The organism is Streptomyces sp. NPDC052079 (assembly GCF_040680275.1).
Lineage (GTDB): Bacteria > Actinomycetota > Actinomycetes > Streptomycetales > Streptomycetaceae > Streptomyces.
In genome coordinates, this window is record NZ_JBFAWL010000002.1 from 317,894 (window position 1) to 344,648 (window position 26,755).

The following is a 26,755-nucleotide window of genomic DNA, read 5'->3' on the forward strand; positions in this document are numbered from 1 at the left end:
GCCATCCGTCGGGTCCCGGTGAAGGGGCTCGGCCTGTCGGCCCATTCGCCGGGTGCCGGGGGCGGGGCGGGGGAAGCCCTCACGGCATGAGATTCCTTGTGCGGGACCGGATCCTCGGCATCGGGGACGACTACTGGATCGAGGACGACCGGGGGAACAAGGTCTTCCTCGTCGACGGCAAGGCGATGCGGCTGCGGGACACCTTCGAACTGAAGGACACCGAGGGCCGGGTCCTCATCGACATCCATCAGAAGATGCTGGCCCTGCGGGACACCATGGTGATCGAGCGGGGCGGCGAGCCGCTCGCCACCGTCCGGCGCAAGCGCCTGTCGCTGCTGCGCAACCACTACCGGGTGGCCCTGGCGGACGGCAGCACCGAACTGGACGTCAGCGGCCGGATCGTGGACCGGGAGTTCGCCGTGGAGTACGACGGCGAACTGCTCGCCGTCATCTCCCGCCGCTGGCTGCACGTCCGGGAAACCTACGGCGTCGACGTCGTACGGGACGACGCGGACCCCGCGCTGCTGATCGCGGTGGCGGTGTGCGTGATCCACCTGGCGGAGAAGGAGCGGGAGGAGTAGGCAGGACCGGAGGGTTGGGGCGGGGCGGGCCGCGGCGCGCGCCTCTTCTGCGCGTCCTTCGTCGGTGACGGTACCCACGTCGACACGGCGGGACACGAGGCCGAGGCCAAGACCGTCCCGCTGCGCATGCTGCTGTCCCCGGCCCGGCTGACCGGCATGGCTGTCCCGCCCCGGTGGCCCGTGGCGGGACGGTTACGCGCCGGAGTGCCGCGGAGCGGGCAGGCCCAGGACGCGGTCCTTGAGGGCCGGGAAGCGTTCGCGGGTGCCCGCCACCGTTGCCGGGTCGAAGCCGACCGTGAGGATTTCCTCGCCGGGGCCCGCCTCGGCGAGGATTTCACCCCAGGGGTCCACCAGCCCCGGAGACGGACGGGACCTGGGGGCGGCGGGGCGGCTACGCGCCGAAGTGTCCCGGAGTGGCCAAGCCCAGGACGCGGTCCTTGAGGGCCGGGAAGCGTTCGCGGGTGCCCGCCACCGTCACCGGGTCGAAGTCCACCGTGAGGACCTCCTCGCCGGGGCCCGCCTCGGCGAGGACCTCACCCCAGGGGTCCACCAGCCCGGGTGGGGGCGGATGGGACCCGGGGGGCCGGGGCGGCTACGCGCCCGAGTGCCGCGGAGCGGGCAGGCCCAGGACGCGGTCCTTGAGGGCCGGGAAGCGTTCGCGGGTGCCCGCCACCGTTGCCGGGTCGAAGTCCACCGTGAGGATTTCCTCGCCGGGGCCCGCCTCGGCGAGGACCTCACCCCAGGGATCTACCACGATCGAGTGACCCGCCTGCGGAACTCCGGCGTGCGTCCCCGCCGTTCCACAGGCGAGAACGAACGACTGGTTCTCCACCGCCCGTGCCCGCGCCAGCAGCGTCCAGTGGGACCGGCGGCGCTCCGGCCAGCCGGCCGGGACGACGAAGGTCTCGGCACCGGCGTCGACGAGACCGCGGAACAGTTCGGGGAAACGGAGGTCGTAGCAGGTCGCCACACCCAGCACGGTGTGCGGCAGACGGACCGTCACCAGTTCGTCGCCCGCCCCCATCAGCACGGCCTCGCCCTTGTCGAAGCCGAAGCGGTGGATCTTGCGGTAGGCGGCGGCCAGCTCCCCGGAGGGGGAGAAGACCAGGGAGGTGTTGTAGAGGGTGCCGTCGCCCGCGGCGGAGCCGCTGCCGGACACGGCGCGCTCGGGCACGGAGCCCGCGTGCAGCCACACGCCCGCGTCGCTCGCGGCCTTGGCCATCGCCTCGAAGGTCGGCCCTTCGAGCGGTTCCGCCTCGCTGTCGAACGCCTCGTACGCGAACGCGCCCGTGGTCCACAGCTCCGGCAGCACGACGAGATCGGCACCGGCCTGATCCCGCACCATCGCGGCGACCCGACGTCGGCGCGATTCGACCGATTCGTCCTCGTTCACGGCGACTTGGAGCAGAGAAGCGCGCACACTACCACCGTCCTGGCATTCGACCCGCGCACACGGGCCTACGATCGTCACAGGAAAGCACTGCCGGGGTGCCTCACAGCAGCGTAACTTAGCGACCCGAGACACCCACGCAGCGCAGCCACCGCCCACTGGCACCGCCGCCACAACCTGCCCGTGTACCGACCGCCGAGGGGTCCCGTTCCGTGAGCCTGCATCCCGCCCTCCAGCCCTACGCCGACGCCTGGACCCACTCGATCGAGGCGATATCCGAGCTGGTGCAGCCGCTTCCGGAAAGCGATTGGAACCGGCGGACGCCATGCCCGGGCTGGTCCGTCCGCGACATCGTGTCCCACGTCATCGGCCTGGACTCGGAGATGTACGGCGACCCCCGCCCCATCCACACGCTGCCGCGCGACCTGTTCCACGTCACCAACGACCACCAGCGGTACATGGAGATGCAGGTCGACGTGCGACGTCACCACACGGCGCCGGAGATGACCTCCGAGCTGGAGCTCATGATCATCCGGCGCAACCGCCAGCTGCGCAACGAGACGCGCGACCCCGGCACCAAGGTGCGCGGCCCGCTGGGCACGGAGCTCACGCTGGAGGAGTCCATGCGCCGGCACGCCTTCGACGTATGGGCGCACGAGCAGGATCTGCGCACGGCCCTCGGCCGGCCCGGCAACCTGGACTCGCCCGGCGCGTACATCGCTCGCGACGTGCTGCTCGCCGAGCTGCCGCGCGTGGTCGCCGAGCAGGCGCGGGCGCCGCGCAGCTCGGCCGTGGTCATCGACGTCCACGGTCCGGTGGAGTTCCTGCGCACGGTCCGCGTCGACATCCAGGGCCGCGGCACCCTGGAAACGGCCCCGGCCCTCGGCCCGGCCGCCACCCTCAGCCTCGACTGGGAGACCTACGTCCGCCTGGCCTGCGGCCGCGTGACCCCGGAAGCGATGGCGGACCGCCTGAAGACAGAGGGCGACCAGGACCTGGCCGCAGCAATCCTCCGCCACTTCGCGGTCACACCCTGAGCCTCCCCGCTCCCGCGGGCAATCGTGCCGCAGGGCGGCACGGGTGGGCGCGACGGCACCCCGCAAGCGCCGGGCCGCGCGTCCCACCCCCGCCCAGTCCCCACGCCGGGGCACCTACACAGGCACGTGCACCGACGACACCCGGCTAGCCACCAACCGCTCCCGCTCCGCCCGCGCCGCCCGCCCGCACAACCGCAGAATCTGCGACACGCCCAGCGCCTGCAGCACGAACACCGACGAGAACGCGACACCGTAATCGCCATCGGTCGCGTCCAGCAGCACCCCGACCATGAACAGCGTCGTCATGGAGGCCAGGAAGCCCCCCATGTTCGTGATCCCCGACGCCGTCCCCTGCCGCTCCGGCGGATTCGCGGGCCGCGCGAAGTCGAACCCGAGCATCGACGCCGGCCCGCAGGCCCCCAACACCGTGCACAGCACCACCAGCAGCCACATCGGCGCCGTATCCGCCCGATCCGCCGGATAAACCAGCGTCGCCGCCCACAGCACCGCCGTCGCCCCGACCGTGCCCAGCGCCAGCGGCAGCCGCGCCCCGTGGTGCCGGGCGACGATCTGGCCGTAGAGGAGGCCGAAGGCCATGTTGGACAGCACCACGAGCGTCAGCAGTTCGCCGGCGGCCGCCCGGGAAAGCCCCTGCGCCTCGACGAGGAACGGCATGCCCCACAGCAGGAGGAACACCATCGCCGGGAACTGCGTGGTGAAGTGCACCCACAGCCCGAGACGCGTCCCCGGCTCCCGCCAGGCCGCGGCGATCTGACGGCGTACATAGGCGGCGCCCCGGTGCGCAACGGGCTCCGGCTCGTGGCCCTCGGGGTGGTCCTTCAGGAACAGCACCAGCAGCACGAACACCCCCGCCCCGGCAAGCGCGCTGCCCGCGAACGCCGCCGTCCAACCGACCCCGTGCAGCAGCCGTGACAGGACCAGCGTGGAGACGAGGTTGCCCGCCATGCCGGCCAGCCCGGCCAACTGTGCGACCAGCGGCCCGCGCCGCGCCGGGAACCACCGGTTGCCCAGCCGCAGCACGCTGATGAACGTCATCGCGTCCCCGCACCCGAGCAGCGCCCGCGACGCGAGCGCCATGCCGTACGACGGCGAGAAGGCGAAGCCGAGCTGCCCGGCCGTGAACAGCACGGCGCCGATGCTCAGCACCTTCTTGGTGCCGAGCCGGTCGACCAGCAGCCCCACAGGGATCTGCATCCCCGCGTAGACCAGCAGCTGGAGGATGGAGAAGGTGGACAGGGCGGAGGCGTTGACCCCGAAGCGGTCGACGGCGTCGAGGCCGGCCACCCCCAGGGAGGTGCGGAAGATGACGGCGACGAAGTAGACGGAGACGCCGATCCCCCAGACGGCGAGGGCCCGCCGTCCGCCGGGAGGGTCCGCGCACGCTGCGCCGGACCCCTTACTGGCGGCGCTCACCGCACCTCACCCCTGGCCAGGTGGGAGAACCAGCCGACGTGCCGGTGCACCACACCGACGGCCGCTTCCGCGTCACCCGAGCGCAGCGCCGCGAGGATCTCCTCGTGCTCGGCGAGGGTCTTGGCGATGCGGTCGGGGTGGGAGTGCATCACGGCGACGCCCATGCGCAACTGACGGTCGCGGAGCTGGTCGTAGAGGCGGGAGAGAATCTCGTTCCCGCCGCTGCGGACGATCTCGGCGTGGAAGCACCGGTCGGTGACGGACGCGGCGGCGAAGTCACCGGCGGCGGCCTGCTCCTTCTGCCGGGCGAGCAGCTGCTCCAGGCGTTCGATGAGAGCGGGCGGCGCGGGTACGGCCTTTCTCGCCGCGTGCTCCTCGACCAGCAGCCGGGTCTCCACGACGTCGGCGATCTCCTGCGCGGAGACCGGCAGGACCAGCGCGCCCTTCTTCGGGTAGAGCCTGAGCAGCCCCTCGGCCTCCAGGCGCAGCAGCGCCTCCCGCACCGGGGTCCGCGAGACCCCCACCGCCTCGGCGAGCTCGCCCTCCGTGAGCAGCGTGCCACCCTCGTAACGGCGGTCCAGGACCGCTTGCTTGACATGGCTGTAGACGCGCTCGGCGGCGGGCGGCTGCTTCACAGGGGCCAGGCTGGTCATGCGGACAGGATAGATACAACATGTACGCGTGAAAGCGCGCGTCCACGATGCGGACTGCACACATCCCCGGAAACTCACCCCACGGCGAGCACAACCATCCGCCACCCACAGGAGTCGGACATGTGCGGCCCACTGCGGGCCGCACCTCAACTCTGCCGCACCTCTGGGGCATTCAACTCAATCGGGGTACCTCACTTGAAGATCGGCATTCAGGGCATCCGCATCAGCAGAGCCGTCGGCGTCGCCGTGACCACCGGAGCCGTCCTCTCGGCCGGAGCGCTCTACGCAGCGCCCGCGCAGGCCGCTCCCGTACAGGCCGCCGCCGCGCCCACGATCGTCGCCAAGGGCGGCTTCGTGATGAACAACGCGAACGGCAAGTCGCTGTACACCAAGGCGGCGGACACGCGCCGTTCGACCGGTTCGACCACGAAGATCATGACCGCGAAGGTCGTCCTCGCGCAGAAGAACCTGAACCTTGACGCCAAGGTCACCATCCAAAAGGCGTACAGCGACTACATCGTGTCGAAGAACGCCTCGTCGGCGCGGCTGATCGTCGGTGACAAGGTCACCGTGCGCCAGCTGCTCTACGGGCTGATGCTGCCGTCCGGCTGCGACGCGGCGTACGCGCTGGCCGACAAGTTCGGCACGGGCACAACCCGTTCGGCCCGCGTGAAATCGTTCATCGGCAAGATGAACGCGGACGCGAAGAAACTGGGCCTGAAGAACACCCACTTCGACTCGTTCGACGGCATCGGGAACGGCAAGAACTACTCCACGCCGCGCGATCTGACGAAGATCGCGAGCAGTGCGATGAAAAACTCCACGTTCCGCTCGATCGTGAAGACGAAGAAGTACACGGCGAAGACGCGGACGAAGTCGGGCGGCACCCGCACGATGGCGCCGTGGACCAACACGAACACGCTGCTCAGCAGCTACCAGGGCACGATCGGCGTGAAGACCGGCTCCGGCTCGGTGTCCAAGTACTGCCTGGTCTTCGCCGCGACGCGGAACGGCAAGACGGTCATCGGCACGGTCCTGGCGTCGTCCTCCGCCGCCCAGCGCGAGAAGGACGCGAAGAAGCTCCTGAGCTACGGCTTCGGCAGGCTCTGACCCGCCCGGGGCCGTGCGCCCGCACACCCTGGGGCCCCGGCCGCGCACCGGCCGTGGGCCCCGGGGCGTCTCCGGCCACCCGGGGGCACCGCCTCACCGGACACCTCAGCGAGTCCGAGGAGGAGCTCCGGTGGCCCGACGACACGCCCGACCTCTGGCGCGAGACGGTCAACCTGATCCTGCGGCGCACCTCGTACGACTGCCGGCGTGTACTCGAGGCCGAGACCATCGCCACGATCGTCATGGAGCAGATCGTCTCCGACGGCTTCACCGCCCTCCCCGGGCCCCGGACGGCGTGGCCGCCGGCATCCGCAGCGCCCTCGGCGACCGGCGGGGCTGGCTGTGAGCGGTGGCTCGCTCGTCACCCTCGCTCTGCTCGGGGGCGCGTCGACCTGGAAACTACGCCGGCTGGCCCGCGCCCCCTGGACCGCTCCCTGCTGGCCGTGGTGCTCTGGCTGTTGTGCACGGCCGGCAGCTTCTCCGTCGCGCTCGCCGCGGTCTCCCGGGCCCTGGCGGCGAGCCGGTGAGCACCCCGGCCGAGAACGGAGAGCGGCTCCCCGCCCGGTGGGCGGGGAGCCGTCGCCGTACGGGCGTCACGCCCAGGTGATCAGCCGCTTGGGCTGTTCCAGAATCGCGGCCACGTCGGCCAGGACCTTCGAGCCCAGTTCGCCGTCGACCAGACGATGGTCGAAGGAGAGGGCCAGCGTGGTGACCTGACGGGGCTTGACCTTGCCCTTGTGGACCCACGGCTGGGCCTTGATCGCGCCGACGGCGAGGATCGCCGACTCGCCGGGGTTGAGGATCGGCGTGCCCGTGTCGACGCCGAAGACGCCGACGTTGGTGATCGTGACCGTGCCGCCCTGCATCGCGGCGGGGCTCGTCCTGCCCTCCCGCGCCGTGGACACCAGTTCGCCCAGGGACTCGGCCAGTTGCGGCAGCGTCTTGGCGTGGGCGTCCTTGATGTTCGGGACGATGAGACCGCGCGGGGTGGCCGCCGCGATGCCCAGGTTGACGTAGTGCTTGACCACGATCTCCTGGGCCGCCTCGTCCCACGACGCGTTGATCTCGGGGTTGCGCTTGATGGCGACCAGCAGCGCCTTGGCGATCAGCAGGAGGGGGTTCACCCGCAGTCCGGCGAACTCCTTGTCCTGCTTGAGCTCCTCGACCAGCTTGAGCGTGCGCGTCACGTCGACCGTCACGAACTCCGTGACGTGCGGCGCTGTGAACGCCGAGCCGACCATCGCCGCCGCCGTCGCCTTGCGCACCCCCTTGATGGGGATACGGGTCTCGCGGCCGGTGTCGTACGACGCCGGGGCGACCGGGGCCGGGGCGGGGACCTGCACGGCCTCCTGCTCCGGTGCCGGCGCCTGTGCCGTGGCCGCGGCCGCGTGCACGTCCTCGCGGGTGATGATGCCGTCCGGGCCGGTCGGAGTGACCGTGGCCAGGTCGACGCCCAGGTCCTTCGCCAGCTTGCGCACCGGCGGCTTCGCCAGCGGGCGCTCCTGGGGGGCGGCGGCCCCGGCGCCGTGGCCGTTCAGCTCCGTCTGGACCGCCACCGCCGCCTGGCGGGCAGCGGTGTCGTCCGGGGCCTGCTTGCGCGGGCGGCGACGAGTCGTGGAGGTGGCCACGCCGTAGCCGACCAGCACGGGCTGACGGGCGGCGGGCTTCTCCCCGGCTTCCTCGGCAGGCGCGGCGGGTGTGGCGGGTGCGGCAGGTGCCTCCGACGCGGCGGCAGCGGCGGGCGCCTCCTCCGCCGGGGCCGCGCCGCCCGCGACGTCCACCGCGATGATGGGCGTGCCCACGTCCACCGTGCTGCCCTCGGGGAAGTGCAGCTCGCGGACCACGCCGTCGTAGGGGATGGGCAGTTCGACGGCCGCCTTCGCCGTCTCCACCTCGCAGATCACCTGGCCGTCGGTGACCTTGTCACCCGGCTGGACGTACCACTTGAGGATCTCGGCCTCGGTGAGGCCCTCGCCCACGTCCGGCATCTTGAACTCGCGTACGGACGCGTTCGTCATCGTCGTCACGACCCTCTCCTCAGTACGCCAGCGAGCGGTCGACGGCGTCGAGCACCCGGTCCAGGTCCGGGAGGTAGGACTCCTCCAGACGGGCCGGCGGGTACGGGGCGTGGTAGCCGCCCACCCGCAGCACCGGGGCCTCCAGGTGGTAGAAGCAGCGCTCGGTGATCCGCGCGGCGATCTCCGCGCCGGAACCGAAGAACACCGGTGCCTCGTGGACCACGACCAGCCGGCCCGTCCGCTCCACCGATGCCTGGATCGAGTCGAAGTCGATCGGGGAGACCGACCGCAGGTCGAGCACCTCCAGGGAGCGGCCCTCCTCGGCGGCCGCGTCGGCGACCTCCTGGCAGAGCTTCACCATCGGGCCGTAGGCGGCCAGGGTGAGGTCCGTGCCGGCGCGTACCACGCGCGCGGTGTGCAGCGGACCCGGGATCGCCTCGGTGTCGACCTCGGACTTGTCCCAGTAGCGCCGCTTGGGCTCGAAGAAGATCACCGGGTCGTCGCTCTGGATGGCCTGCTGCATCATCCAGTAGGCGTCCGACGCGTTCGACGGCGACACGATTTTCAGACCGGCCACATGCGCGAACAGCGACTCCGGGGACTCCGAGTGGTGCTCCACCGCGCCGATGCCGCCGCCGTACGGAATGCGCACGACAACCGGGAGCTTGACCTTGCCCAGCGAGCGGGCGTGCATCTTCGCGAGCTGTGTGACGATCTGGTCGTACGCCGGGAAGACGAAGCCGTCGAACTGGATCTCCACCACCGGGCGGTAGCCGCGCAGGGCCAGGCCGATCGCCGTGCCGACGATGCCCGACTCGGCGAGCGGGGTGTCGATGACACGGCTCTCGCCGAAGTCCTTCTGCAGCCCGTCCGTCACCCGGAACACGCCACCGAGCTTGCCGACGTCCTCGCCCATGACGACGACCTTCGGGTCCGCATCCAGCGCATGCCGCAGCGACTCGTTGACCGCCCTGGCCAGAGCCATCTTCTTGGATGTCACGGTCTCCGCCATCTCACTTGCCCCCGTCCTGGTCCGCGAACGACGCCTGGTAGGCGGCGAACTGCGCCCGCTCCTCGTCCACGAGCGCGTGGCCGTCCGCGTACACGTTCTCGAAGATGGCGAAATGGTCCGGGTCGGGCATGGCACGGACCGCTTCGCGCACCCGCTTGCCCAACGCTTCGCTCTCGGCCTCGAGTTCCGCGAAGAATCCCTCGTCCGCGTGGTGTGCGGACTCCAGATGGCGGCGCAGGCGCAGGATCGGGTCCTTGGCCTCCCAGGCGGCCCGCTCGTCGTCGTGGCGGTAGCGGGTGGGGTCGTCGGAGGTGGTGTGCGCGCCCATGCGGTACGTGAACGCCTCGACCAGCGTCGGGCCCTCACCGGCGCGGGCCCGCTCCAGGGCCCACTTGGTGACGGCCAGGCTGGCCAGCACGTCGTTGCCGTCCACGCGGACGCCGGGGAAGCCGAAGCCCTGCGCGCGCTGGTACAGCGGCACGCGGGACTGCTTCTCGGTCGGCTCGGAGATCGCCCACTGGTTGTTCTGGCAGAAGAACACCACCGGGGCGTTGTAGACCGCGGAGAAGGTGAAGGCCTCGGCCACGTCGCCCTGGCTGGAAGCGCCGTCGCCGAAGTAGGCGATGACGGCACTGTCCGCGCCGTCCTTGGTGATGCCCATCGCGTAACCCGTGGCGTGCAGCGTCTGGGAGCCGATGACGATCGTGTACAGCTGGAAGTTGTTCCCGTTGGGGTCCCAGCCGCCGTTGTTCACACCGCGGAACATGCCGAGCAGGTTGGTCGGGTCCACCCCGCGGCACCATGCGACGCCGTGCTCACGGTAGGTGGGGAAGACGTAGTCGTCGTCGCGGAGCGCCCGGCCGGAGCCGATCTGCGCCGCCTCCTGCCCGAGCAGCGAGGCCCACAGGCCCAGCTCGCCCTGGCGCTGCAGGGAGGTGGCCTCGGCGTCGAAGCGGCGGGTGAGCACCATGTCGCGGTACAGACCGCGCAGATCCTCGGCGGTGATGTCGGCGACGTACTGGTCGAACTCGGCGTTCTTGACGCGCTTGCCCTCGGGCGTCAGCAACTGGACGAGGGCGGGCCCGGCGCTCTTCCTCGCTCCGGTGGCCTTCTTGGTGGTGCTGGTGGTGCGCTTGGTGCCGGTGGTGCCGGCCTTGTTTCCGGCGCTGCGTCGCGGTGTGCGCGCGGCAGTGCTCTCCACGGTCACGTGTGCTCCTCCGTCGGTCCGGCCCCCGGGGTTGCCGGCGGGCCAGTGCGGCTCACCTGTTTCTCGACCACCGGGCACGGGGTGGGTGCCACTCGACCGGGAACAGGCGTGACAGGTGCCCCGGCGAGCGCCCTGCAAGAGGCACGGTACCCAGTGCTCCACATTTCTGTGAAACCCCTCTGACCTGCGTTTTTGCTTGGATTTCCAAGTAAATGGGGCAGGCCCTTCAAGGCGCGCTGGTCACAGCCTTGCAGGAGGCCGGAGCAACGGCACGTTATCCCGGGCACCCCGGGCACGGGAAGGGTCGACTTCAGTGACGGCACGGCGTGCCACGAGGGGAGGCACAGGGTGTACGGAGCGAGGGCGCCCCGCGTGAAGAGGCGGCCCCGCATGGCGAGGCGGCGCCGCGTGGCCGGGCGCGTCCGCGGCCTCGCGGGTCCGTACGCCTAGTCGCCGCCTTCGGGCCCTCCGTCGGCGCCGCCGTCCAGGCCACCGTTCTCCCCGCCCTCGGAGCCACCACCCGTCGGCGGCGTCACGGGCGTGGTGACCGGGGGCTGCTCGGTCTCGGGGTCCGTCGGCGTCGAGGGCTCGCCGCCGGTCGGCTCGCCGCCCGTCGGCTCACCCGACGGGTCCTGCGTCTCCGTCTGCGACGGGGCCTGCGTGGGCTCGTACGAGGGCGTCCAGTCGCCCTGGCCGCCCGAGCCGGTGCCCGGGTCCGTACCGGGGTCGGTCGTCTCCTCGGCCGTCTCGTCGCTCGGCGACTCGCTGGCCTTCTCGTCCTCGGTGGTCTGCGTGACGGACGGCGACGTGTCGGTCGTGCCGCCGCCTCCGCCCCCGCCGCTGTTGTTGAGCGCCAGCGCGACCCCCGCCGCGACGGCGATCACCGCGAGCACCGCGAGGATCCACAGCTTGCCGCGCCCGCTGCCCCGGTTGCCGTTGCCCTCGAAGCCGCCGTCGTCCCCGCCGCCGTACCGGCCGGGCAGGATCGGCTGCGGGATCGCCGTCGTGCCGGCGGCGTCCGGGTGCGGCAGCATGGCCGTCCCCGCGTAGCCGGCCGCCGGGGTGGGCGGGCCCTCGTGCAGGTCCACCGGGCCGGTGTTCCAGGTGCCGGTGTGGCCGCCCTGGTCGTAGAGCATCTGCAGCGCGTACTGGACCAGCCCGCGCATCTCCTCGGCCGTCTGGAAGCGGTCGTCGGGATCCTTGGCGAGGGAGCGCATGACCAGCCCGTCCAGCTCCGGCGGGCAGGCGTCGGAGGCCTCCGACGGGGGCGTGGGGATGTCCTGGACGTGCTGGTAGACCACCGACAGCGGCGTCTCACCGGTGAACGGGGGACGCAGCGCCAGCAGTTCGTACATCAGGCAGCCGGTGGCGTACAGGTCGGAGCGGTGGTCGACGGCCTTGCCGAGCGCCTGCTCCGGGGAGAGGTACTGCGGGGTGCCCATGACCATGCCGGTCTGCGTCATTGTCGTGGACGCGCCGTGCAGCGCGCGGGCGATGCCGAAGTCCATCACCTTGACGGCGCCGTTGTGGGTGATGATGACGTTGGCGGGCTTGATGTCCCGGTGCACGATGCCGTGCTGGTGCGAATAGGCGAGCGCCTCCAGCACACCGGAGACGATGATCAGCGCCTGCTCGGGGCCGGGGGCCTCGGCGTTCATCAGGAGGTCGCGGATGGTGCGCCCCTCGACGATCTCCATCACGATGTACGGCACCGGCTGGCCGCCGATGACGTCCTCGCCGGAGTCGTACACGGCGACGATCGCGTGGTGGTTGAGACCGGCCACCGACTGCGCCTCGCGCGTGAAGCGGGCCTTGGCCACCGGGTCCTCGGCGAGGTCGGAGCGCAGCAGCTTCACGGCGACCGTGCGGCCGAGCCGGACGTCCTCGGCGGCGAACACCTCGGCCATGCCGCCCCGGCCGAGTCTGCCGGTCAGCCGGTACCGGCCGTCGCCGACGAGCCCGCCGTTGCCCCAGTTGTCCGGCGCGTCCGACATGCCGCCGCCAGTCGCCTCGGGGTCGTCGGACGGGCCCTGAGCGCGCTGCTGCTGTGCCATCAGTCCTCGCCGTCGTTTCTGCCCGCGGTGCGCGCGGTGTTGTCACGGTCTCCGTCGGCCACGCTACAGCCTTTGCACAAGGCTCTGGTCCGGGACGGGCTGCCGGGACCGGCACGAGACGGACCGGTCATGAAACCCGCAGTCCGTACTGTCGTGCAAATTCGGTGTACCGGTCGTACGACCGCTGTAACGCTTCCGCGACGCTTCTTTCGCGTACGGTCACGGAACGGGCACCGCGCTTGACGTGTCACTGGCCTGGGGCAGACTTGGCCGGGAATAGCACATTGGATCTACGACGAGACAGTCGACGAAGCAGCCACCGACGGCGGCGCCGGAGAGGCTACGGGGGACGCGGAACATGAGCCAGGACGGCGCACAGGGCCAGTACGCGGGGCGGGCGCTCGCCGGCGGACGGTACCAACTGCGGGACCTGCTCGGCCAGGGCGGAATGGCGTCGGTGCACCTCGCCTACGACAGCGTGCTCGACCGTCAGGTCGCCATCAAGACGTTGCACACGGAACTCGGCCGGGAGCAGGCGTTCCGTGAGCGCTTCCGCCGCGAGGCCCAGTCCGTGGCGAAACTCACGCACACCAACATCGTGTCGGTCTTCGACACCGGCGAGGACGATCTGGACGGCATGACGACGCCGTACATCGTCATGGAGTACGTCGAGGGCCGTCCGCTGGGCTCCGTGCTGGACGAGGACATCCGGCAGCAGGGCGCGATGCCCGCCGACAAGGCGCTCAAGGTCACCGCGGACGTGCTGGCGGCGCTGGAGATCAGCCACGAGATGGGGCTGGTCCACCGGGACATCAAGCCGGGCAACGTGATGATGACCAAGCGCGGCGTGGTCAAGGTGATGGACTTCGGCATCGCCCGCGCCATGCAGTCCGGTGTGACGTCGATGACGCAGACCGGCATGGTCGTCGGCACCCCGCAGTACCTCTCGCCGGAGCAGGCGCTCGGCCGGGGCGTCGACGCGCGCTCCGACCTGTACTCGGTCGGCATCATGCTGTTCCAGCTGGTCACCGGGCGGCTGCCGTTCGAGGCGGACTCGCCGCTGGCCATCGCGTACGCGCACGTCCAGGAGGAGCCGCCGACCGCCTCCTCGATCAACCGTTCGCTGCCGCCGGCCGTGGACGCGCTGATCACCCGTGCCCTGAGGAAGAACCCGAACGAGCGTTTCCCCAGCGCGGAGGCCATGCGCGGGGAGTGCCTGCGGGTGGCGCAGTCCTTCCAGCCGGCCCCGCCGAGCATCGTGCCGGGCGCGCAGGGACAGAGCGGCGCGGGCGTCGGCTCGGCGGTGTTCCCGCCGGTCGACCAGGCAACGCCGGCGCCCACGGGCAACGTCCAGACGCCGTACCAGCCGACCCCGCCGCCGAACCCGTACGGCACGCCGGCCCCGTCACCGGCGTACGGCTACCCGCAGCAGGGCGGCTACGGGACGCCCGCCCCGTCGGCGTACACCATCGCGCCGCAGACGTCCGGGACGGGCGGCTCGGGGGGCGGCGGCCGGAACAAGCCGGTGATCATCGGTTCCGTCGCCGTCTCGGTCCTGGCCGTCGGCGGCCTGGTCGCCGCGCTGCTGATGAACGGCGGCGGCGAGGAGGACCCGCACGCCGGCGGGGGTAACAGCGGCTCCGCTTCGGCGTCGGCGAGCAAGGCGGCGGGCTACCGCGGACCTGACACCTCCAAGACGATCGACAAGGAAGAGTGCGAGGAGCCTCAGGAGTCGTACAACGACCCCGAGAAGATCCGGCTGCCCAACTTCAAGTTCAAGTACATCGGGTCGGTGAAGGAGTGCTTCCAGGCCGCGGGCTGGGGCAACTTCAAGATCGTCAAGGTGAACGAGAACACCTACGGCGAGGGCTCCATCCGGGAGCAGTTCCCCCCGGCGGGCACGGACGTCGACCCCGAGGACATGCCGGAAATCACCCTCAAGGTCTCCACAGGCAACCCTCCGTCCTGACCCCGGCGACACACGACACGGCGAAGGGGCCCGGCATTCGGTTGCCGGGCCCCTTCGTGCCGTTCGAGCGAGGACTGCGGGACGGTTACAGGTACGGGCCGACGCGCACCCCGGCGGCTCGCCGCGGGCCTCTTGGGCGCCGGTCTCTTCGGCGGCGGCGGGCGGCAGGCCCCGGCGGGCCGCAGCCGACGGCGGGCGCCGGCGGTAGAGGCGGGCGGCAGGAAGGGCCAGGACGAGCGCCGCCGCGCGGCAACCGCCGGCCGGCTGCAGGCCTGCCCGTGCCCGCCGGCGCGGGCGCCAACCCGGTTCGATGCCGCGCCGGCGCCCCGCGCCGGAATCCGGCCGGCGGGCACCCGGTCAGCGCGCAGGCGCTGCTGGCGGTCGCGGCGCTGGCCCGCCGTCCTCGCCGAACCGGCGGCCAGCGGTGCGGCGCCGGCGGTAGAGGCCCGGCAGAAGGGCCAGGCCGAGCCACGCCGCGCGGCAACCGCCGGCCGGCTGCAGGCCTGCCCGTGCCCGCCGGCGCGGGCGCCAACCCGGTTCGATGCCGCGCCGGCGCCCCGCGTCGGCGTCCCGCGGCGGAATCCGGCCGGCGGGCACCCGGTCAGCGCGCAGGCGGAAGGGGCCCGGCATTCGGATGCCGGGCCCCTTCGTGCCGTCGGGCGGGGACAGGGGGACGGGGTTACAGGTACGGGCCGCCGGAGCGGCCGCCCAGGTGGGGTTCCTCCGGGCTGGCGTCGCCGACGCCCGGGGGGAGGGCTCGGCGCATCTGCTCCAGCTGGGCGCGCGCCGCCATCTGCTGGGCGAAGAGCGTGGTCTGGATGCCGTGGAAGAGGCCCTCCAGCCAGCCCACCAACTGGGCCTGCGCGATGCGCAGCTCGGCGTCGCTCGGGGTGGCCTCGTCCGTGAAGGGCAAGGAGAGCCGCTCCAGCTCCTCGACCAGCTCCGGGGCCAGACCGTCCTCCAGCTCCTTCACCGAGCTGGCGTGGATCTCCTTGAGCCGGGCCCGGCTGGCCTCGTCCAGAGGAGCCGCTCGCACCTCCTCCAGCAGCTGCTTGATCATGCTGCCGATCCGCATGACCTTCGCCGGCTGTTCGACCTGTTCCGTCACTGGGGTCTCGCGGGAGTCCTCGTCTCCGCTGCCGCCGCTGAGCGCCATGCCGTCCTGGCCGACGACCAGGATCTGCGGATTCTCGGGCGACCGTTCGTTCCTCGGCATCTCCATGGCTTCATTGTCTCGCACACCCGTGGTCCACCTCGGCGGCGCCCCTGGAAGTCACGGCCGTCGCGGATCCACCGGATGGCGGTATCCAAAATGCCGGGTTTATCCAGGAATGCGAGGCTGTTGGGCGTCCATCCGGCCCATCTTGCCGACGGTGTGACCGAGCACCGGCCGGCGCGGGAGGTCACAGTCGTGACTCCATGGCTGCGTGCAATGGGAGCGGCGGTTGTTCTGGGGGCGGGGGCGGCGCTGCTGCCGTACGGCCCCGCCGCGGGCGCGTCCGGTACGGCGGTGGCGGCCGCCTACGGGGCGTCGGAGGTCGGGGCCGAGCCCGCGTCCCGTTCTCCCTCCACCCCGTCCGCTCTCCCCTCCTCGTCCTCGGCAGGGCCCTCGTCTTCGCTCTTTGGGCAGCCGTCGCGGGCCGAGAACCCGCCGGGCGAGGGCCGGGAGCACCCCCGCCGGTCCGAGCGGGCCGAGGAGTCGCGGGACACCGGGCCACATGGGCGGGAGCAGCGGCGCGAGGCCAAGGACGAGGACGAGGGCGCGGGCGCCGATCGCACCGATCGCCCGCACGGGCCGCGTCCGGACAGCGAGGAGTCCGTGTCCGAGGCACCCTGGGGCGACACAACGGCATCCCGGGAGGCGGTCCCGGTGCCCTCGGCGACCTCGCACTCGGCGGCGCCCGAGACGGTCGCGAGCACCGAGCCCGTCCTGCGCATCCTTCCGCTCGGCAGCGGCCTGGTACTCATCGGCCTCGGCTTCGGCCTCGCCTTCGTCGCCCTGCGCATGCGCCAGGCGTCGGGCTGAGACCGGCCGCCGCGTGGGGCACGTCGCCCCCGGGCCCGGCTCAGCCCGGAGTGACCAGCAGGACCTTGCCGATGTGACCGCTCTCCTCCACCAGACGGTGGGCGGCGGCCGCGTCCGGCATCGGGATCTCGCGGTCGATGACCGGACGCACATGGCCGCCGGCGATGAGCGGCCACACGTGCTCCCGTACGGCGGCCACGATCGCCGCCTTCTCCTCCAGGGGCCGCGCCCGCAGCGAGGTCGCGCTGATGGCGCCGCGCTTGCTGAGAAGCGCGCCGATGTTCAGCTCGCCCTTGGCCCCGCCCTGCAGGCCGATGATCGCCAGCCGGCCGTTCACGGCGAGCGCCCGGACGTTGCGGTCCAGGTACTTGGCGCCCACGATGTCCAGGATGACGTCCGCGCCCGCACCGTCGGTCGCCTGCTTCACCTCGGCGAGGAAGTCCTGCTCGCGGTAGTTGATCAGGATGTCGGCGCCGAGCTCGGCGCAGCGCTCCAGCTTCTCCTTGCTGCCCGCGGTCACGGCCACCTTCGCGCCGACGGCCTTGGCGAGCTGGATCGCCATGGTGCCGATGCCGCTGGAGCCGCCGTGCACGAGGAAGGTCTCGCCGGGGCGCAGATGGGCGATCATGAAGACGTTCGACCAGACCGTGCAGACGGCCTCCGGGAGCGCCGCCGCCTGGTCGACGGTGAGCCCCTGCGGGACCGGCAGCAGCTGCCCGACGGGCACTGCGACCTTCTCGGCGTAGCCGCCGCCCGCGAGCAGCGCGCAGACCTCGTCGCCGACCGCCCAGCCGCTCACCCCGGGGCCGAGCGCGGCGATCCGTCCGGAACACTCCAGGCCGGGGTAGGGAGAGGCGCCCGGCGGGGGGTCGTAGAAGCCCTGCCGCTGGAGGATGTCGGCCCGGTTGACCGCCCCGGCCACCACCTCGACCAGGACCTCGCCGTCGCCTGCCACGGGATCGGGGACCTCGTCCCAGACCAGCGCCTCGGGCCCACCAGGTTCGGGAATCGTGATCGCATGCATGAGGGGGACGGTACTCCTGGGACCGCGGGGGTCAGGTGTGCGACCGGCGGAAATCCATGTGCGCGACCGATGAGTTTGCGCGACCGTGGGGGTCTCCCCCTGCGTAGCCCGAGCACGCGGAAGGACGAAGCATGCGCACCCCACCATCCGGCCCGGCGATCGAGACCGTGGGCCTGGTCAAAACCTTCGGTGAGACACGGGCCGTCGACGGGGTCGACCTGACCGTGCCGGCCGGCACGGTGTACGGCGTCCTCGGGCCGAACGGCGCCGGGAAGACCACCACCGTGAAGATGCTCGCCACCCTCCTGCGGCCGGACGGCGGAGAAGCCCACGTCTTCGGTCACGACGTGGTCCGCGAGGCCGACGAGGTGCGCGGCCGGGTGAGCCTCACCGGTCAGTACGCCTCGGTGGACGAGGACCTCACCGGTACCGAGAACCTGGTGCTGCTGGCCCGGCTCCTCGGCCACCGCAAGCCCGCCGCCCGCACCCGGGCCGCCCAGTTGCTGGAGGCGTTCGGCCTCATCGAGGCGGCCGGGAAGCAGGTCAAGCACTACTCGGGCGGCATGCGGCGCCGTATCGACATCGCCGCGTCCATCCTCAACACCCCCGACCTGCTGTTCCTCGACGAGCCGACCACCGGCCTGGACCCGCGCAGCCGCAACCAGGTGTGGGACATCGTGCGCGCGGTCGTCGCCCAGGGCACGACGGTGCTGCTGACCACGCAGTACCTGGACGAGGCCGACCAGCTGGCGTCCCGGATCGCCGTCATCGACCACGGCAAGGTGATCGCCGAGGGCACCAAGGGCGAGCTGAAGGCGTCCGTCGGTGCCGGGTCCGTCCATCTGCGGCTGCGGGACGCCGATCAGCGGCCGCTCGCCGCGGACCTGCTGCGCCGGGCCCTCGACGCCCAGGTGCAGACCGAGCCCGACCCGGTGGCGCTCACCGCCCGGCTCACCACGGCGGCGAGCGACGACACCGCCGCCGAGCAGGCCGCCCGCGCGCTGAACGAACTGGCCCGCGCCGGCATCACCGTCGACAACTTCTCACTCGGCCAGCCCAGCCTGGACGAGGTGTTCCTGGCCCTCACCGGCCACGACACCCAGCAGCCCGGCTCCGGATCCGACGACGCCCACGACCCGAAGGACGAGGTGGCGGCATGAGCACCACGACCACCACCGAAAGCAGCGAGCTCGCCCCGGTGCGCACCGACTCCCTGGCCGATCTGCTCGTCGCCAAGGAGCGACCGCCGCGGCCGAGCGCCTGGTCGGCCTCGCTGACCTTCGGCTGGCGCGCCATCCTCAAGATCAAGCACGTGCCGGAGCAGCTCTTCGACGTCACGGCGTTCCCGATCATGATGGTGCTGATGTACACGTACCTGTTCGGCGGGGCGCTGGCCGGATCGCCGAAGGAGTACATCCAGTTCCTGCTGCCGGGCATCCTGGTGATGTCGGTCGTGATGATCACGATGTACACCGGCGTCTCGGTCAACACGGACATCGAGAAGGGTGTCTTCGACCGCTTCCGCAGCCTGCCGATCTGGCGGCCGTCGACCATGGTCGGCTATCTGCTCGGCGACGCCCTGCGCTACACCCTCGCGTCGCTCGTGATGCTGACCGTCGGCATGATCCTCGGCTACCGCGCCGACGGCGGAGTGGCCGGCGTGCTCGCCGGGATCGCGCTGCTGGTGCTGTTCTCGTTCGCCTTCTCGTGGATCTGGACGATGTTCGGGCTGCTGCTGCGCACCGAGAAGTCGGTGATGGGCGTCAGCATGATGGTGATCTTCCCGCTCACCTTCCTGTCCAACGTCTTCGTCGACCCGCGCACCATGCCGGGCTGGCTCCAGGCCTTCGTCAACAACAGTCCCGTCACCCACCTCGCATCCGCCGTGCGCGGGCTGATGGCGGGCAACTGGCCGGCCGACGAGATCGCCTGGACGCTGGGCTGGGCCGCGCTGTTCGTGGTGATCTTCGGGCCGGTCACGATGCGGCTGTACAACCGGAAGTAGCGGGGGACGGGGCTCAGCCTCGGGGGATTGGGCGGATGTCCGGGGCGACCTGTGTGCCCGGCGTCGCCCGCACGATGGTGATCAGCCGGTCCGTCAGTTGCAGCGTCCCGACGTCCGGATCGTCGTAGCCGAGCACCCGGTGCCCGCGTACGACGCTCACCACCAGGTCGTTCGTCTCGCGCGGGGTCTTTCCCACTTCCGCCTTTATGACCGGCCGCTCCACGATGTCGAGACCGCTCCCCTGCTGGATGAGGTCCTCCATGACCATGCCGGCCGAGGGGCTGAGCACGGAGAGCCCGAGCAGCCGCCCGGCCGCGCTGGCGCTGGTGATGACCGCGTCGGCACCCGACTGCTTCAGCAGCGGGGCGTTCTCCTCCTCGCGCACCGCGGCGACGATCTTCGCGCCCCGGTTGAGCTGCCGCGCCGTCAGCGTCACCAGGACGGCCGTATCGTCGCGCTGCGTCGCGATGATGATCTGCCGTGCCCGTTGCAGCTCGGCCTGCTTCAGCACCTCGCTCCGGGTGGCATCGCCTATGACGCCCGCGAAGCCGTCCGCCGTGGCGGCTTCGATCGCCTTGGCACTGGGATCGACCACCACGACCTGCTCCTTGCGCAGCCCCGTCGCGCAGACCGTCTTGATCGCCGACCTGCCCTTGGTGCCGAACCCGACGACAACGGTGTGATCGCGCAACATGGACCTCCAGCGGTTCAGTCGCCACTCCTCCCGGGTGCGTTCGGTGAGGGCCTCGAGGGTGGTGCCGACCAGGATGATCAGGAACAGCACACGCAGCGGCGTGATGACGAAGATATTGGTGAGCCGGGCGCCGTCGGTGACCGGTGTGATGTCTCCGTACCCGGTGGTGGAGAGGGTGACGGTCGCATAGTAGAAGGCGTCGAGGAGATCGAGGGAGCCGTCGGAGTTGTCGGTGTAGCCGTCTCGGTCGGCGTACACGACGAGCGCCGTCACGACGAGCACCACCAGGGCGATCGACAGCCGCTTGGTGACCTGGCGGATCGGATGTTCCACCAGTTTCCTCGGGAGTTTCACCCGATGGGTCACCAGATGTTCGTCCGCCTGGCGAGCGATGGCGTCCTGGCCCGGAAGTTTCACGTGAAACACACCCCGATTCCCCCGGACGCCCAGGGCAAGTCGATCAGTTCCGCCTCTTCACCGGGACCCGACCCGCCGGGGCGTACGACGGCGAGTGCGTCGGCCGCCGCGATGCCCCGCAGCATGGCCGGACCGTTGTAGAGCAGCGGCAGCGCCCGGTTGCCCCGCAGGGCGACGGGGATCAGCCGGGTGTCGTGGGGGTGTCCTTGCACCCGGTCCCGCAGCGGCAGCGTGTACGGCTCCGGCGCGGGGCGGGCGGCAAGGGTCCGCAGGAGGGGCTCGGCGAGGGTGAGCAGGCCGGAGACGGCGGCCAGGGGGTTGCCGGGCAGCCCGACGAGGTACTGGCTCTCCTTGGTGCGGGCCAGGAGCATGGGGTGGCCCGGGCGCACCTTGACGCCGTCCACGAGAAGTTCGGCACCGATGCGGCGCAGCGTGGGGTGCACATGGTCCACCGGACCGGCGGCCGTGCCTCCGGTGGTGACGACGACATCGGCGTCGCAGCCGGTGATCGCCTCGTGCAGGGCCTCTCCGTCGTCCCCGATCCGGCGTACGTCGGTGATCTCCGCACCGAGCGCGCGGAGCCAGGGCGGCAGCAGCGGGCCCAGCGCGTCCCGGATCAGCCCGTCGTGCGGCAATCCCCCGCCGAGCAGCTCGTCCCCGAGGATGAACACGGCGGCGCGGGGGCGCGGAACGGCCATGAGGGTGTCGTACCCGGCGGCCGCGGCCATGCCCAGGACGGGCGGGGTCACGAGCGTGCCCGCGGGGAGCAGCTGGTCCCTCCTGCGGCACTCCTGGCCGCGGGGGCGGATGTCCTGGCCGTGGCTGACGGTGTGCGCTGCCCGGTCGGCGGCGGTGACGTGCAGCCGACCCTTGTCGTCGCGGCGTCCGTGTTCGCTGCGGAGCACGGCGGTGGTGTCCGGGGGGACACGGGCGCCGGTGGCGATACGGACGGCCTCGCCGTCGGCGAGCGGTGCCTGCTCGGCATGCCCGGCCAGGACGCCTTCCTCCCGTACGTCCCACGGGCCGGGGCCGGAGACCGCCCAGCCGTCCATCGCCGACGTGTCGAACGGGGGCAGGTCGGTGAGGGCGGTGAGCGGGACGGCCAGGGTGAGACCGAGGGCGGAGTCGAGGGGAACGGCCTCGGTGGGCAGATGGCCGGTGCGCCCGGCGGGACCGTGGCGCGGGGCGCGTTCGGCGATGGCCCGTGCCTCGGCCCAGTCGGTGGCGTGGTCATGTGGAGGGCGGCCGGTGCCGCCGGGGGTGTGGTCGCCGCCGGGGCGGTCGCGTGGTTCGTTCACGAGGGCGAGCGCCTCCTCGACGTCGAGGTCATCGGCGTCCTCATCGGCCCGGGTGACATGCGCGGTCATTCTGCTTCCGGGCGGGGGTCGGGTGCGGCGGCGGGTGCCGCGCCGGCGGAGGACGCCGCATCCGGGGTGTCCTCCTCCGCCCAGCGTCCGGCGAGCGCCGCTGCCTTGCGGGCAGCTTCGGCCACGGCGTCCGGGCCGCCGCCCGCCCGGGCGGCCGCGTAGCCGACAAGGAAGGTGGTCAGCGGTGCGGCGGGCCTGGCCACGCCGTGGGCGGCGTCGCGGGCCAGGTCGAGCAGCACGCCGGTGTCGACGTCCAGGTCGATGCCCAGCTCGTCCTTGACTGCGGAGATCCATTCGTCCAACACGTGTCCATGCTCCCTGATCCGTGCCCTGGCAGTGGCGATGTCGTCCCAGGTGTCGCAGTCGAAGGACGCCACCGGGTCGGACATACGGGTGAGGCCGAGCGCGCGGGTCAGCCGGCGCAGGGGGAGTCCGGTCAGATCGCCGTGCCGTCCGGTGAGCACGGCCAGTTCGCGGCGCAGGGACGAGGTCCGGTACGCGGCCACGAGCGGCTGGTCCCGGCCGTCGGAGTCGGTCAGCAGCACACCGTCGGCCGTGCCGCGGCGCAGGGTCGCCAACAGCGCCTCGACGGTGTCCCGTTCGAGGAAGGGCAGGTCGGCGGAGAGCAGGACGACATGGCCGGCGGTGATGTGCCGGAGCCCGGCGTCGAGCGCGGCCAGGGGCCCGCCGCCCGGGGGCTCCTCGCGGGCCCAGACCACGGGCCGGGCGGTGGGGCGGGGACCGGCGACGACCACCGTGGTCCGGGCGTCGGCACAGGCCGCGAGCACCCGGTCCAGGAGCGCCCGTCCGCCGACGCGCACACCGGGCTTGTCCGCGCCGCCGAGCCGCCGGGCGGCACCACCGGCGAGCACGACGGCGTCGTACGCGGTATCGGGCCCCCCGGGAGGGTCGCCGGAGGGATCACCGGGCGGCTGGAACTCGGTCACCCCCCGAGTATGCGTGCCCCCGCGATCACAGGGGAATGCGGGGGCACGCGGACACGGCCGGGGAGGCCAGGGAGGCCGGGGATGCCCGGTGGACTCACAGGGTCCGCAGCAGCACCGCCGGTTGCTCCACGCAGTCCGCCACATGGCGCAGGAAGCCTCCCGCCGTACCGCCGTCGCAGACGCGGTGGTCGAAGGTGAACGAGAGCTGCACGACCTGGCGCACCGCCAGCTCGCCCTCGTGCACCCACGGCTTGGGCACGATGCGGCCGACGCCGAGCATGGCGGCCTCGGGGTGGTTGATGATCGGTGTGGAACCGTCGACACCGAACACGCCGTAGTTGTTCAACGTGAAGGTGCCGCCGGTGAGTTCCGCCGGTGTCAGTGTCCCGGCCCGGGCGGCCTCGGTCAGCCGGGCGAACTCCGCCGTGAGCGACTCCGCGTCCCGCGTGTGCGCGTCCCGGACGACGGGGACGACGAGCCCCCGGTCGGTCTGCGCGGCGAAACCGAGGTGCACGGCGTCGTACCGGACGATCTCCCTGGCCCCGGAGTCCACCGAGGAGTTGAGCTCGGGGAAGCGGGCCAGCGCGGCGGTGCAGATCCGGGCCAGCAGGGCGAGGACGGAGATCTTCGGCCCGCCGGCCGCGTTCATGGCAGCGCGGGTCCGCATCAGTTCGGTCGCGTCGGCGTCCACCCAGCAGGTCGCGTCCGGTATCTCGGTGCGGCTGCGGGAGAGCTTGTCGGCGACGGCACCGCGGATGCCCTTGAGGGGGATGCGGGTGACGGCCGGGGCGCCCGCGGGGGCGGCGGCCGGCGTGGCAGCCGCCGGGGCGGCGTGCGTCCGTAGTTGGCCTGCCTCGGGGTTCGTGGGGCCCTGTGTGGCGGCGGCACGCAGCGCGTACTCCACGTCGGCCCGCAGGATCAGCCCGTCGGGCCCGGAACCGGTCATCTCCCGCAGATCCAGACCGTTCTGCCGGGCCAGCCGGCGCACCAGTGGGGAGATCACGGGGACGGGTCCGTCCCCGGCCCCGGAGGTGCGGGTCCGTGTGTCGGCCGGCTCCGCGGGCTTTGTCACCCCGGTGGGCCTGAGCTGCCCGTTCGCCGCGGGTGTGGCGGACGCGGCGGAAGCGGACGCGGCGGACACGGGACCTGCCGGACGGATCCGGCGGCGACGGGCCGGTGCCTCGGAGGTGCCGTAGCCGACCAGGACGTTGCCGGAGCCCTCCGTGGCCGGTGCACCGCCGCGTGCCTCCGCAGCGTCCGCGGCGGGTGCGGCGTCGACGGCCCCGGCGGCGTCCGCACCGCCGGCCGGGCGGCCCTCGGCCGCCTCTCCCACCGCGACCGTCAGCAGCGGAGCGCCGACGGGCAGCTCCGTGCCCTCGGCACCGAACCGGGCGGTGACCACACCGCCGTAGGGGCAGGGCACCTCGACCATCGCCTTGGCCGTCTCGACCTCGACGACCGGCTGGTCCACGGCGACGACATCGCCGACCTCGACCAGCCAGCGCACGATCTCCGCCTCGGTAAGTCCCTCACCGAGGTCGGGCAGCTTGAACTCCAGCACCTGTGCCATCAGCTCTCGGCCTCCCACTGCAGGCGCCCCACGGCGTCCAGGATCCGGTCCACACCGGGCAGGTGGTGGCGCTCCAGCATCGGCGGCGGGTACGGCAGGTCGAACCCGGCCACACGCAGCACCGGCGCCTCCAGATGGTGGAAGCAGCGCTCCGTGACCCGGGCCGCGATCTCCCCGCCCGGGCCGGCGAAGCCACCCGACTCGTGGACGACGACCGCGCGTCCCGTCCGCCGTACCGAGGCGCACACCGTCTCGTCGTCGAACGGCACCAGGGAGCGCAGATCGACCACCTCGAGATCCCAGCCCTCGGCCCGGGCCGCCTCCGCCGCCTCCATGCAGACGGGTACGGACGGCCCGTAGGTGATGAGGGTGGCGCTCCGGCCGGAGCGCCGCACCACCGCACGGCCTATCGGTTCAACGGCCGTCGGCTCCTCCGGGTTCCAGGCGTCCTTCGACCAGTAGAGCCGCTTGGGCTCCAGGACGACGACCGGGTCGTCGGAGGCGATGGCGGCGCGCAGCAGCCCGTAGGCGTCCGCGACGGTCGCGGGCGTGACGACGTGGAGCCCCGGAGTCGCCATGTAGTACGCCTCGGAGGAGTCGCTGTGGTGCTCGACGCCACCGATGCCGCCGCCGTAGGGGACGCGGATGGTGAGGGGCAGCGGCATCTTCCCGCGCGTGCGGTTGCGCATCCTCGCGACGTGCGAGACGAGCTGCTCGAACGCCGGGTAGGCGAACGCGTCGAACTGCATCTCCACCACCGGGCGCAGCCCGTACATGGCCATGCCCACGGCCGTGCCCAGGATGCCCGCCTCGGCCAGCGGCGTGTCGGTGCAGCGGTCGTCGCCGAATTCCTTGGCGAGTCCGTCGGTGACCCGGAAGACACCGCCGAGCGTGCCGACGTCCTCGCCCATGACGTGCACGGACGGGTCGGCAGCCATGGCGTCGCGCATGGCGCGCGTGAGGGCCTGCGCCATGGTGGCCGGCTTGGCGGCGACCGTGGTCATCGCTGCGCCCCTTCCTGCTCGGCCTCGGCCGTCAGCTCGGCCCGCAGCTGCTCCCGCTGCTCCAGCAGCTGGGGGGTGGGCTCGGCGTAGACGTGGGCGAAGAGGTCCATGGGATCGAGCGCCGGGTCCTGGTTCATGCGGGCGCGCAGGTCGGCGGCCATGGTCTCGGCGTCCTGGCGGGCGGTCTGGACGGCCGTGTCGTCGAGCAGTCCGCGCCCGGTCAGCTCCCGCTCCAGCAGCGCGATCGGGTCGTGCCGCTTCCAGGTCTCGACCTCGGAGTCGCCGCGGTAGCGGGTGGCGTCGTCGGCGTTGGTGTGGGCCTCCACGCGGTAGGTGATCGCCTCCACCAGGGTTGGTCCGCCGCCCGCGCGGGCGTGCCGCACGGCGTCGGACAGCACCTCGTGCACGGCGGCGGCGTCGTTGCCGTCGACCAGGCGGCCGGGCATCCCGTAGCCGACGGCCTTGTGGGCCAGCGACGGGGCCGCGGTCTGCTTGGCGAGCGGTACGGAGATCGCGAAGCCGTTGTTCTGGACGAGGAAGACCACCGGCGCCTGCCATACGGCGGCGAAGTTCAGCGCCTCGTGGAAGTCGCCCTCGCTGGTGCCGCCGTCGCCGACCATGGCGAGGGCGACCACGTCGTCTCCCTTGAGGCGGGCGGCGTGGGCGAGACCCACGGCGTGCGGCAGCTGGGTGGCGAGGGGGGTGCTCAGCGGTGCCACCCGGTGCTCGTAAGGGTCGTAGCCGGTGTGCCAGTCGCCGCGCAGCAGGGTGAGGGCCTCGACGGGGTCCACACCGCGCGCGACGACGGCGAGGGTGTCGCGGTAGCTCGGGAAGAGCCAGTCGCGCTGCTCCAGGACGAGGGCGGCGGCGACCTCGCAGGCCTCCTGGCCGGTGCTGGAGGGGTAGACCGCGAGACGGCCCTGCTTGGTGAGGGCGGTGGCCTGCGCGTTGTAGCGGCGGCCCTTCACCAGCTCGGCGTACAGCCGGCGCAGCAGCTCCGGGTCGGCCTTGACGGCCGCCTCGGTACCGAGGACGCGGTACGGCTCCGCGTCCGGCAGCAGCGGCGCGGGGTCGGTGCGGGGCTGCCAGGCGGGCGGCGGGGTCGGCCGGTAGGCCCCCCGCTGCTCCATGACCGTCATGACGGCACCTCCTCGTGGGATCCCGGAGGCGCGGCGTCTGTGACGCGCCTCACCCAACCGATTGTTCGGTCGTCGGCACATTTTGGCTATGGGTGGC

23 protein-coding genes and 2 pseudogenes are annotated in these 26,755 nt (G+C 72.1%); 8 read left to right on the plus strand and 17 right to left on the minus strand.

Going from position 1 to position 26,755, the window contains the following annotated elements:
• Positions 1–86: 86 nt before the first annotated feature.
• A complete protein-coding gene (locus AB0L56_RS05905; RefSeq protein ID WP_361026537.1) occupies positions 87–581 on the plus strand; it encodes an LURP-one-related family protein in 495 nt (164 codons plus the stop codon).
• 192 nt (positions 582–773) lie between these two features.
• Here the strand turns inward: AB0L56_RS05905 and AB0L56_RS05910 are convergent.
• From AB0L56_RS05910 to AB0L56_RS05920, 3 genes and pseudogenes are all read right to left on the minus strand, one after another.
• A pseudogene (locus AB0L56_RS05910) lies at positions 774–959 on the minus strand (hypothetical protein); the annotation flags it as partial.
• 13 nt (positions 960–972) lie between these two features.
• Positions 973–1,134 (minus strand): annotated as a pseudogene (locus AB0L56_RS05915) (carbon-nitrogen family hydrolase); the annotation flags it as partial.
• Between the two features lie 39 nt (positions 1,135–1,173).
• Positions 1,174–2,001 (minus strand): carbon-nitrogen family hydrolase, encoded by an 828-nt coding sequence (locus AB0L56_RS05920; RefSeq protein WP_365419460.1) that lies wholly within the window; start codon positions 1,999–2,001, stop codon positions 1,174–1,176.
• Between the two features lie 182 nt (positions 2,002–2,183).
• Here AB0L56_RS05920 and AB0L56_RS05925 point away from each other — a divergent pair, with 182 nt between their 5' ends.
• Positions 2,184–3,008, plus strand: coding sequence for a maleylpyruvate isomerase family mycothiol-dependent enzyme (locus AB0L56_RS05925; RefSeq protein ID WP_361026543.1), 825 nt, complete (start codon positions 2,184–2,186; stop codon positions 3,006–3,008).
• A 114-nt stretch (positions 3,009–3,122) separates the two neighbouring features.
• Here AB0L56_RS05925 and AB0L56_RS05930 read toward each other — a convergent pair whose 3' ends face one another.
• Both AB0L56_RS05930 and AB0L56_RS05935 read right to left on the minus strand, forming a co-directional pair.
• Positions 3,123–4,442, minus strand: coding sequence for an MFS transporter (locus tag AB0L56_RS05930; protein WP_365419463.1), 1,320 nt, complete (start codon positions 4,440–4,442; stop codon positions 3,123–3,125).
• A complete protein-coding gene (locus AB0L56_RS05935; protein WP_361026549.1) occupies positions 4,439–5,095 on the minus strand; it encodes a GntR family transcriptional regulator in 657 nt (218 codons plus the stop codon). Before AB0L56_RS05935 ends, AB0L56_RS05930 begins: the two co-directional genes overlap by 4 nt.
• 195 nt (positions 5,096–5,290) lie before the next feature.
• Between AB0L56_RS05935 and AB0L56_RS05940 the strand changes: the two genes are divergently transcribed.
• Positions 5,291–6,205 (plus strand): D-alanyl-D-alanine carboxypeptidase, encoded by a 915-nt coding sequence (locus AB0L56_RS05940; RefSeq protein ID WP_365419467.1) that lies wholly within the window; start codon positions 5,291–5,293, stop codon positions 6,203–6,205.
• 53 nt (positions 6,206–6,258) lie between these two features.
• The gene (locus tag AB0L56_RS05945) at positions 6,259–6,732 is read left to right on the plus strand and encodes a hypothetical protein (RefSeq protein WP_365419470.1); all 474 of its coding nucleotides are present in this window, start codon (positions 6,259–6,261) and stop codon (positions 6,730–6,732) included.
• A gap of 66 nt (positions 6,733–6,798) precedes the next feature.
• Here the strand turns inward: AB0L56_RS05945 and AB0L56_RS05950 are convergent, their stop codons facing one another.
• From AB0L56_RS05950 to AB0L56_RS05965, 4 genes are all read right to left on the minus strand, one after another.
• A complete protein-coding gene (locus tag AB0L56_RS05950; protein WP_365419472.1) occupies positions 6,799–8,232 on the minus strand; it encodes a dihydrolipoamide acetyltransferase family protein in 1,434 nt (477 codons plus the stop codon).
• A gap of 10 nt (positions 8,233–8,242) precedes the next feature.
• Complete coding sequence (locus AB0L56_RS05955) at positions 8,243–9,235, minus strand: alpha-ketoacid dehydrogenase subunit beta (RefSeq protein ID WP_365419475.1); 993 nt, start codon at positions 9,233–9,235, stop codon at positions 8,243–8,245.
• Between the two features lies 1 nt (position 9,236).
• The gene (pdhA, locus tag AB0L56_RS05960; RefSeq protein ID WP_361026564.1) at positions 9,237–10,442 is read right to left on the minus strand and encodes a pyruvate dehydrogenase (acetyl-transferring) E1 component subunit alpha; all 1,206 of its coding nucleotides are present in this window, start codon (positions 10,440–10,442) and stop codon (positions 9,237–9,239) included.
• A gap of 446 nt (positions 10,443–10,888) precedes the next feature.
• Entirely contained in the window at positions 10,889–12,496 is a 1,608-nt protein-coding gene (locus AB0L56_RS05965; protein WP_365419479.1) for a protein kinase, read from the minus strand.
• A gap of 358 nt (positions 12,497–12,854) precedes the next feature.
• Between AB0L56_RS05965 and AB0L56_RS05970 the strand changes: the two genes are divergently transcribed.
• Positions 12,855–14,465, plus strand: a complete 1,611-nt coding sequence (locus AB0L56_RS05970; RefSeq protein ID WP_365419481.1) for a protein kinase — start codon at positions 12,855–12,857, stop codon at positions 14,463–14,465.
• 679 nt (positions 14,466–15,144) lie between these two features.
• On the opposite strand, the gene AB0L56_RS05975 is transcribed toward AB0L56_RS05970, so the two are convergent.
• Complete coding sequence (locus AB0L56_RS05975) at positions 15,145–15,687, minus strand: bacterial proteasome activator family protein (protein ID WP_361026574.1); 543 nt, start codon at positions 15,685–15,687, stop codon at positions 15,145–15,147.
• Between the two features lie 189 nt (positions 15,688–15,876).
• Between AB0L56_RS05975 and AB0L56_RS05980 the strand changes: the two genes are divergently transcribed.
• On the plus strand, positions 15,877–16,491 hold the full coding sequence (locus AB0L56_RS05980; protein ID WP_365419484.1) for a hypothetical protein: 615 nt from the start codon (positions 15,877–15,879) through the stop codon (positions 16,489–16,491).
• Positions 16,492–16,531: 40 nt separating this feature from the next.
• Here the strand turns inward: AB0L56_RS05980 and AB0L56_RS05985 are convergent, their stop codons facing one another.
• Positions 16,532–17,515, minus strand: coding sequence for an NAD(P)H-quinone oxidoreductase (locus AB0L56_RS05985; RefSeq protein WP_365419487.1), 984 nt, complete (start codon positions 17,513–17,515; stop codon positions 16,532–16,534).
• 131 nt (positions 17,516–17,646) lie between these two features.
• Here AB0L56_RS05985 and AB0L56_RS05990 point away from each other — a divergent pair, with 131 nt between their 5' ends.
• A complete protein-coding gene (locus tag AB0L56_RS05990; protein ID WP_365419490.1) occupies positions 17,647–18,675 on the plus strand; it encodes an ATP-binding cassette domain-containing protein in 1,029 nt (342 codons plus the stop codon).
• Complete coding sequence (locus AB0L56_RS05995) at positions 18,672–19,520, plus strand: ABC transporter permease (protein WP_361026586.1); 849 nt, start codon at positions 18,672–18,674, stop codon at positions 19,518–19,520. Before AB0L56_RS05990 ends, AB0L56_RS05995 begins: the two co-directional genes overlap by 4 nt.
• A 13-nt stretch (positions 19,521–19,533) precedes the next feature.
• On the opposite strand, the gene AB0L56_RS06000 is transcribed toward AB0L56_RS05995, so the two are convergent.
• From AB0L56_RS06000 to pdhA (AB0L56_RS06025), 6 genes are all read right to left on the minus strand, one after another.
• The gene (locus AB0L56_RS06000; RefSeq protein ID WP_361026589.1) at positions 19,534–20,631 is read right to left on the minus strand and encodes a potassium channel family protein; all 1,098 of its coding nucleotides are present in this window, start codon (positions 20,629–20,631) and stop codon (positions 19,534–19,536) included.
• The gene (locus AB0L56_RS06005; RefSeq protein WP_365419495.1) at positions 20,628–21,998 is read right to left on the minus strand and encodes a molybdopterin molybdotransferase MoeA; all 1,371 of its coding nucleotides are present in this window, start codon (positions 21,996–21,998) and stop codon (positions 20,628–20,630) included. Before AB0L56_RS06005 ends, AB0L56_RS06000 begins: the two co-directional genes overlap by 4 nt.
• Positions 21,995–22,945: an NTP transferase domain-containing protein gene (locus AB0L56_RS06010; RefSeq protein ID WP_365419498.1), complete on the minus strand. Its 951-nt coding sequence runs from the start codon at positions 22,943–22,945 to the stop codon at positions 21,995–21,997. The genes AB0L56_RS06005 and AB0L56_RS06010 overlap by 4 nt, the downstream gene beginning before the upstream one ends.
• A 94-nt stretch (positions 22,946–23,039) precedes the next feature.
• A complete protein-coding gene (locus AB0L56_RS06015; RefSeq protein ID WP_365419501.1) occupies positions 23,040–24,515 on the minus strand; it encodes a dihydrolipoamide acetyltransferase family protein in 1,476 nt (491 codons plus the stop codon).
• On the minus strand, positions 24,515–25,519 hold the full coding sequence (locus AB0L56_RS06020; protein WP_365419504.1) for an alpha-ketoacid dehydrogenase subunit beta: 1,005 nt from the start codon (positions 25,517–25,519) through the stop codon (positions 24,515–24,517). The genes AB0L56_RS06015 and AB0L56_RS06020 overlap by 1 nt, the downstream gene beginning before the upstream one ends.
• On the minus strand, positions 25,516–26,658 hold the full coding sequence (gene pdhA / locus AB0L56_RS06025) for a pyruvate dehydrogenase (acetyl-transferring) E1 component subunit alpha (protein ID WP_365419507.1): 1,143 nt from the start codon (positions 26,656–26,658) through the stop codon (positions 25,516–25,518). Before pdhA (AB0L56_RS06025) ends, AB0L56_RS06020 begins: the two co-directional genes overlap by 4 nt.
• Between the last annotated feature and the right edge of the window lie 97 nt (positions 26,659–26,755).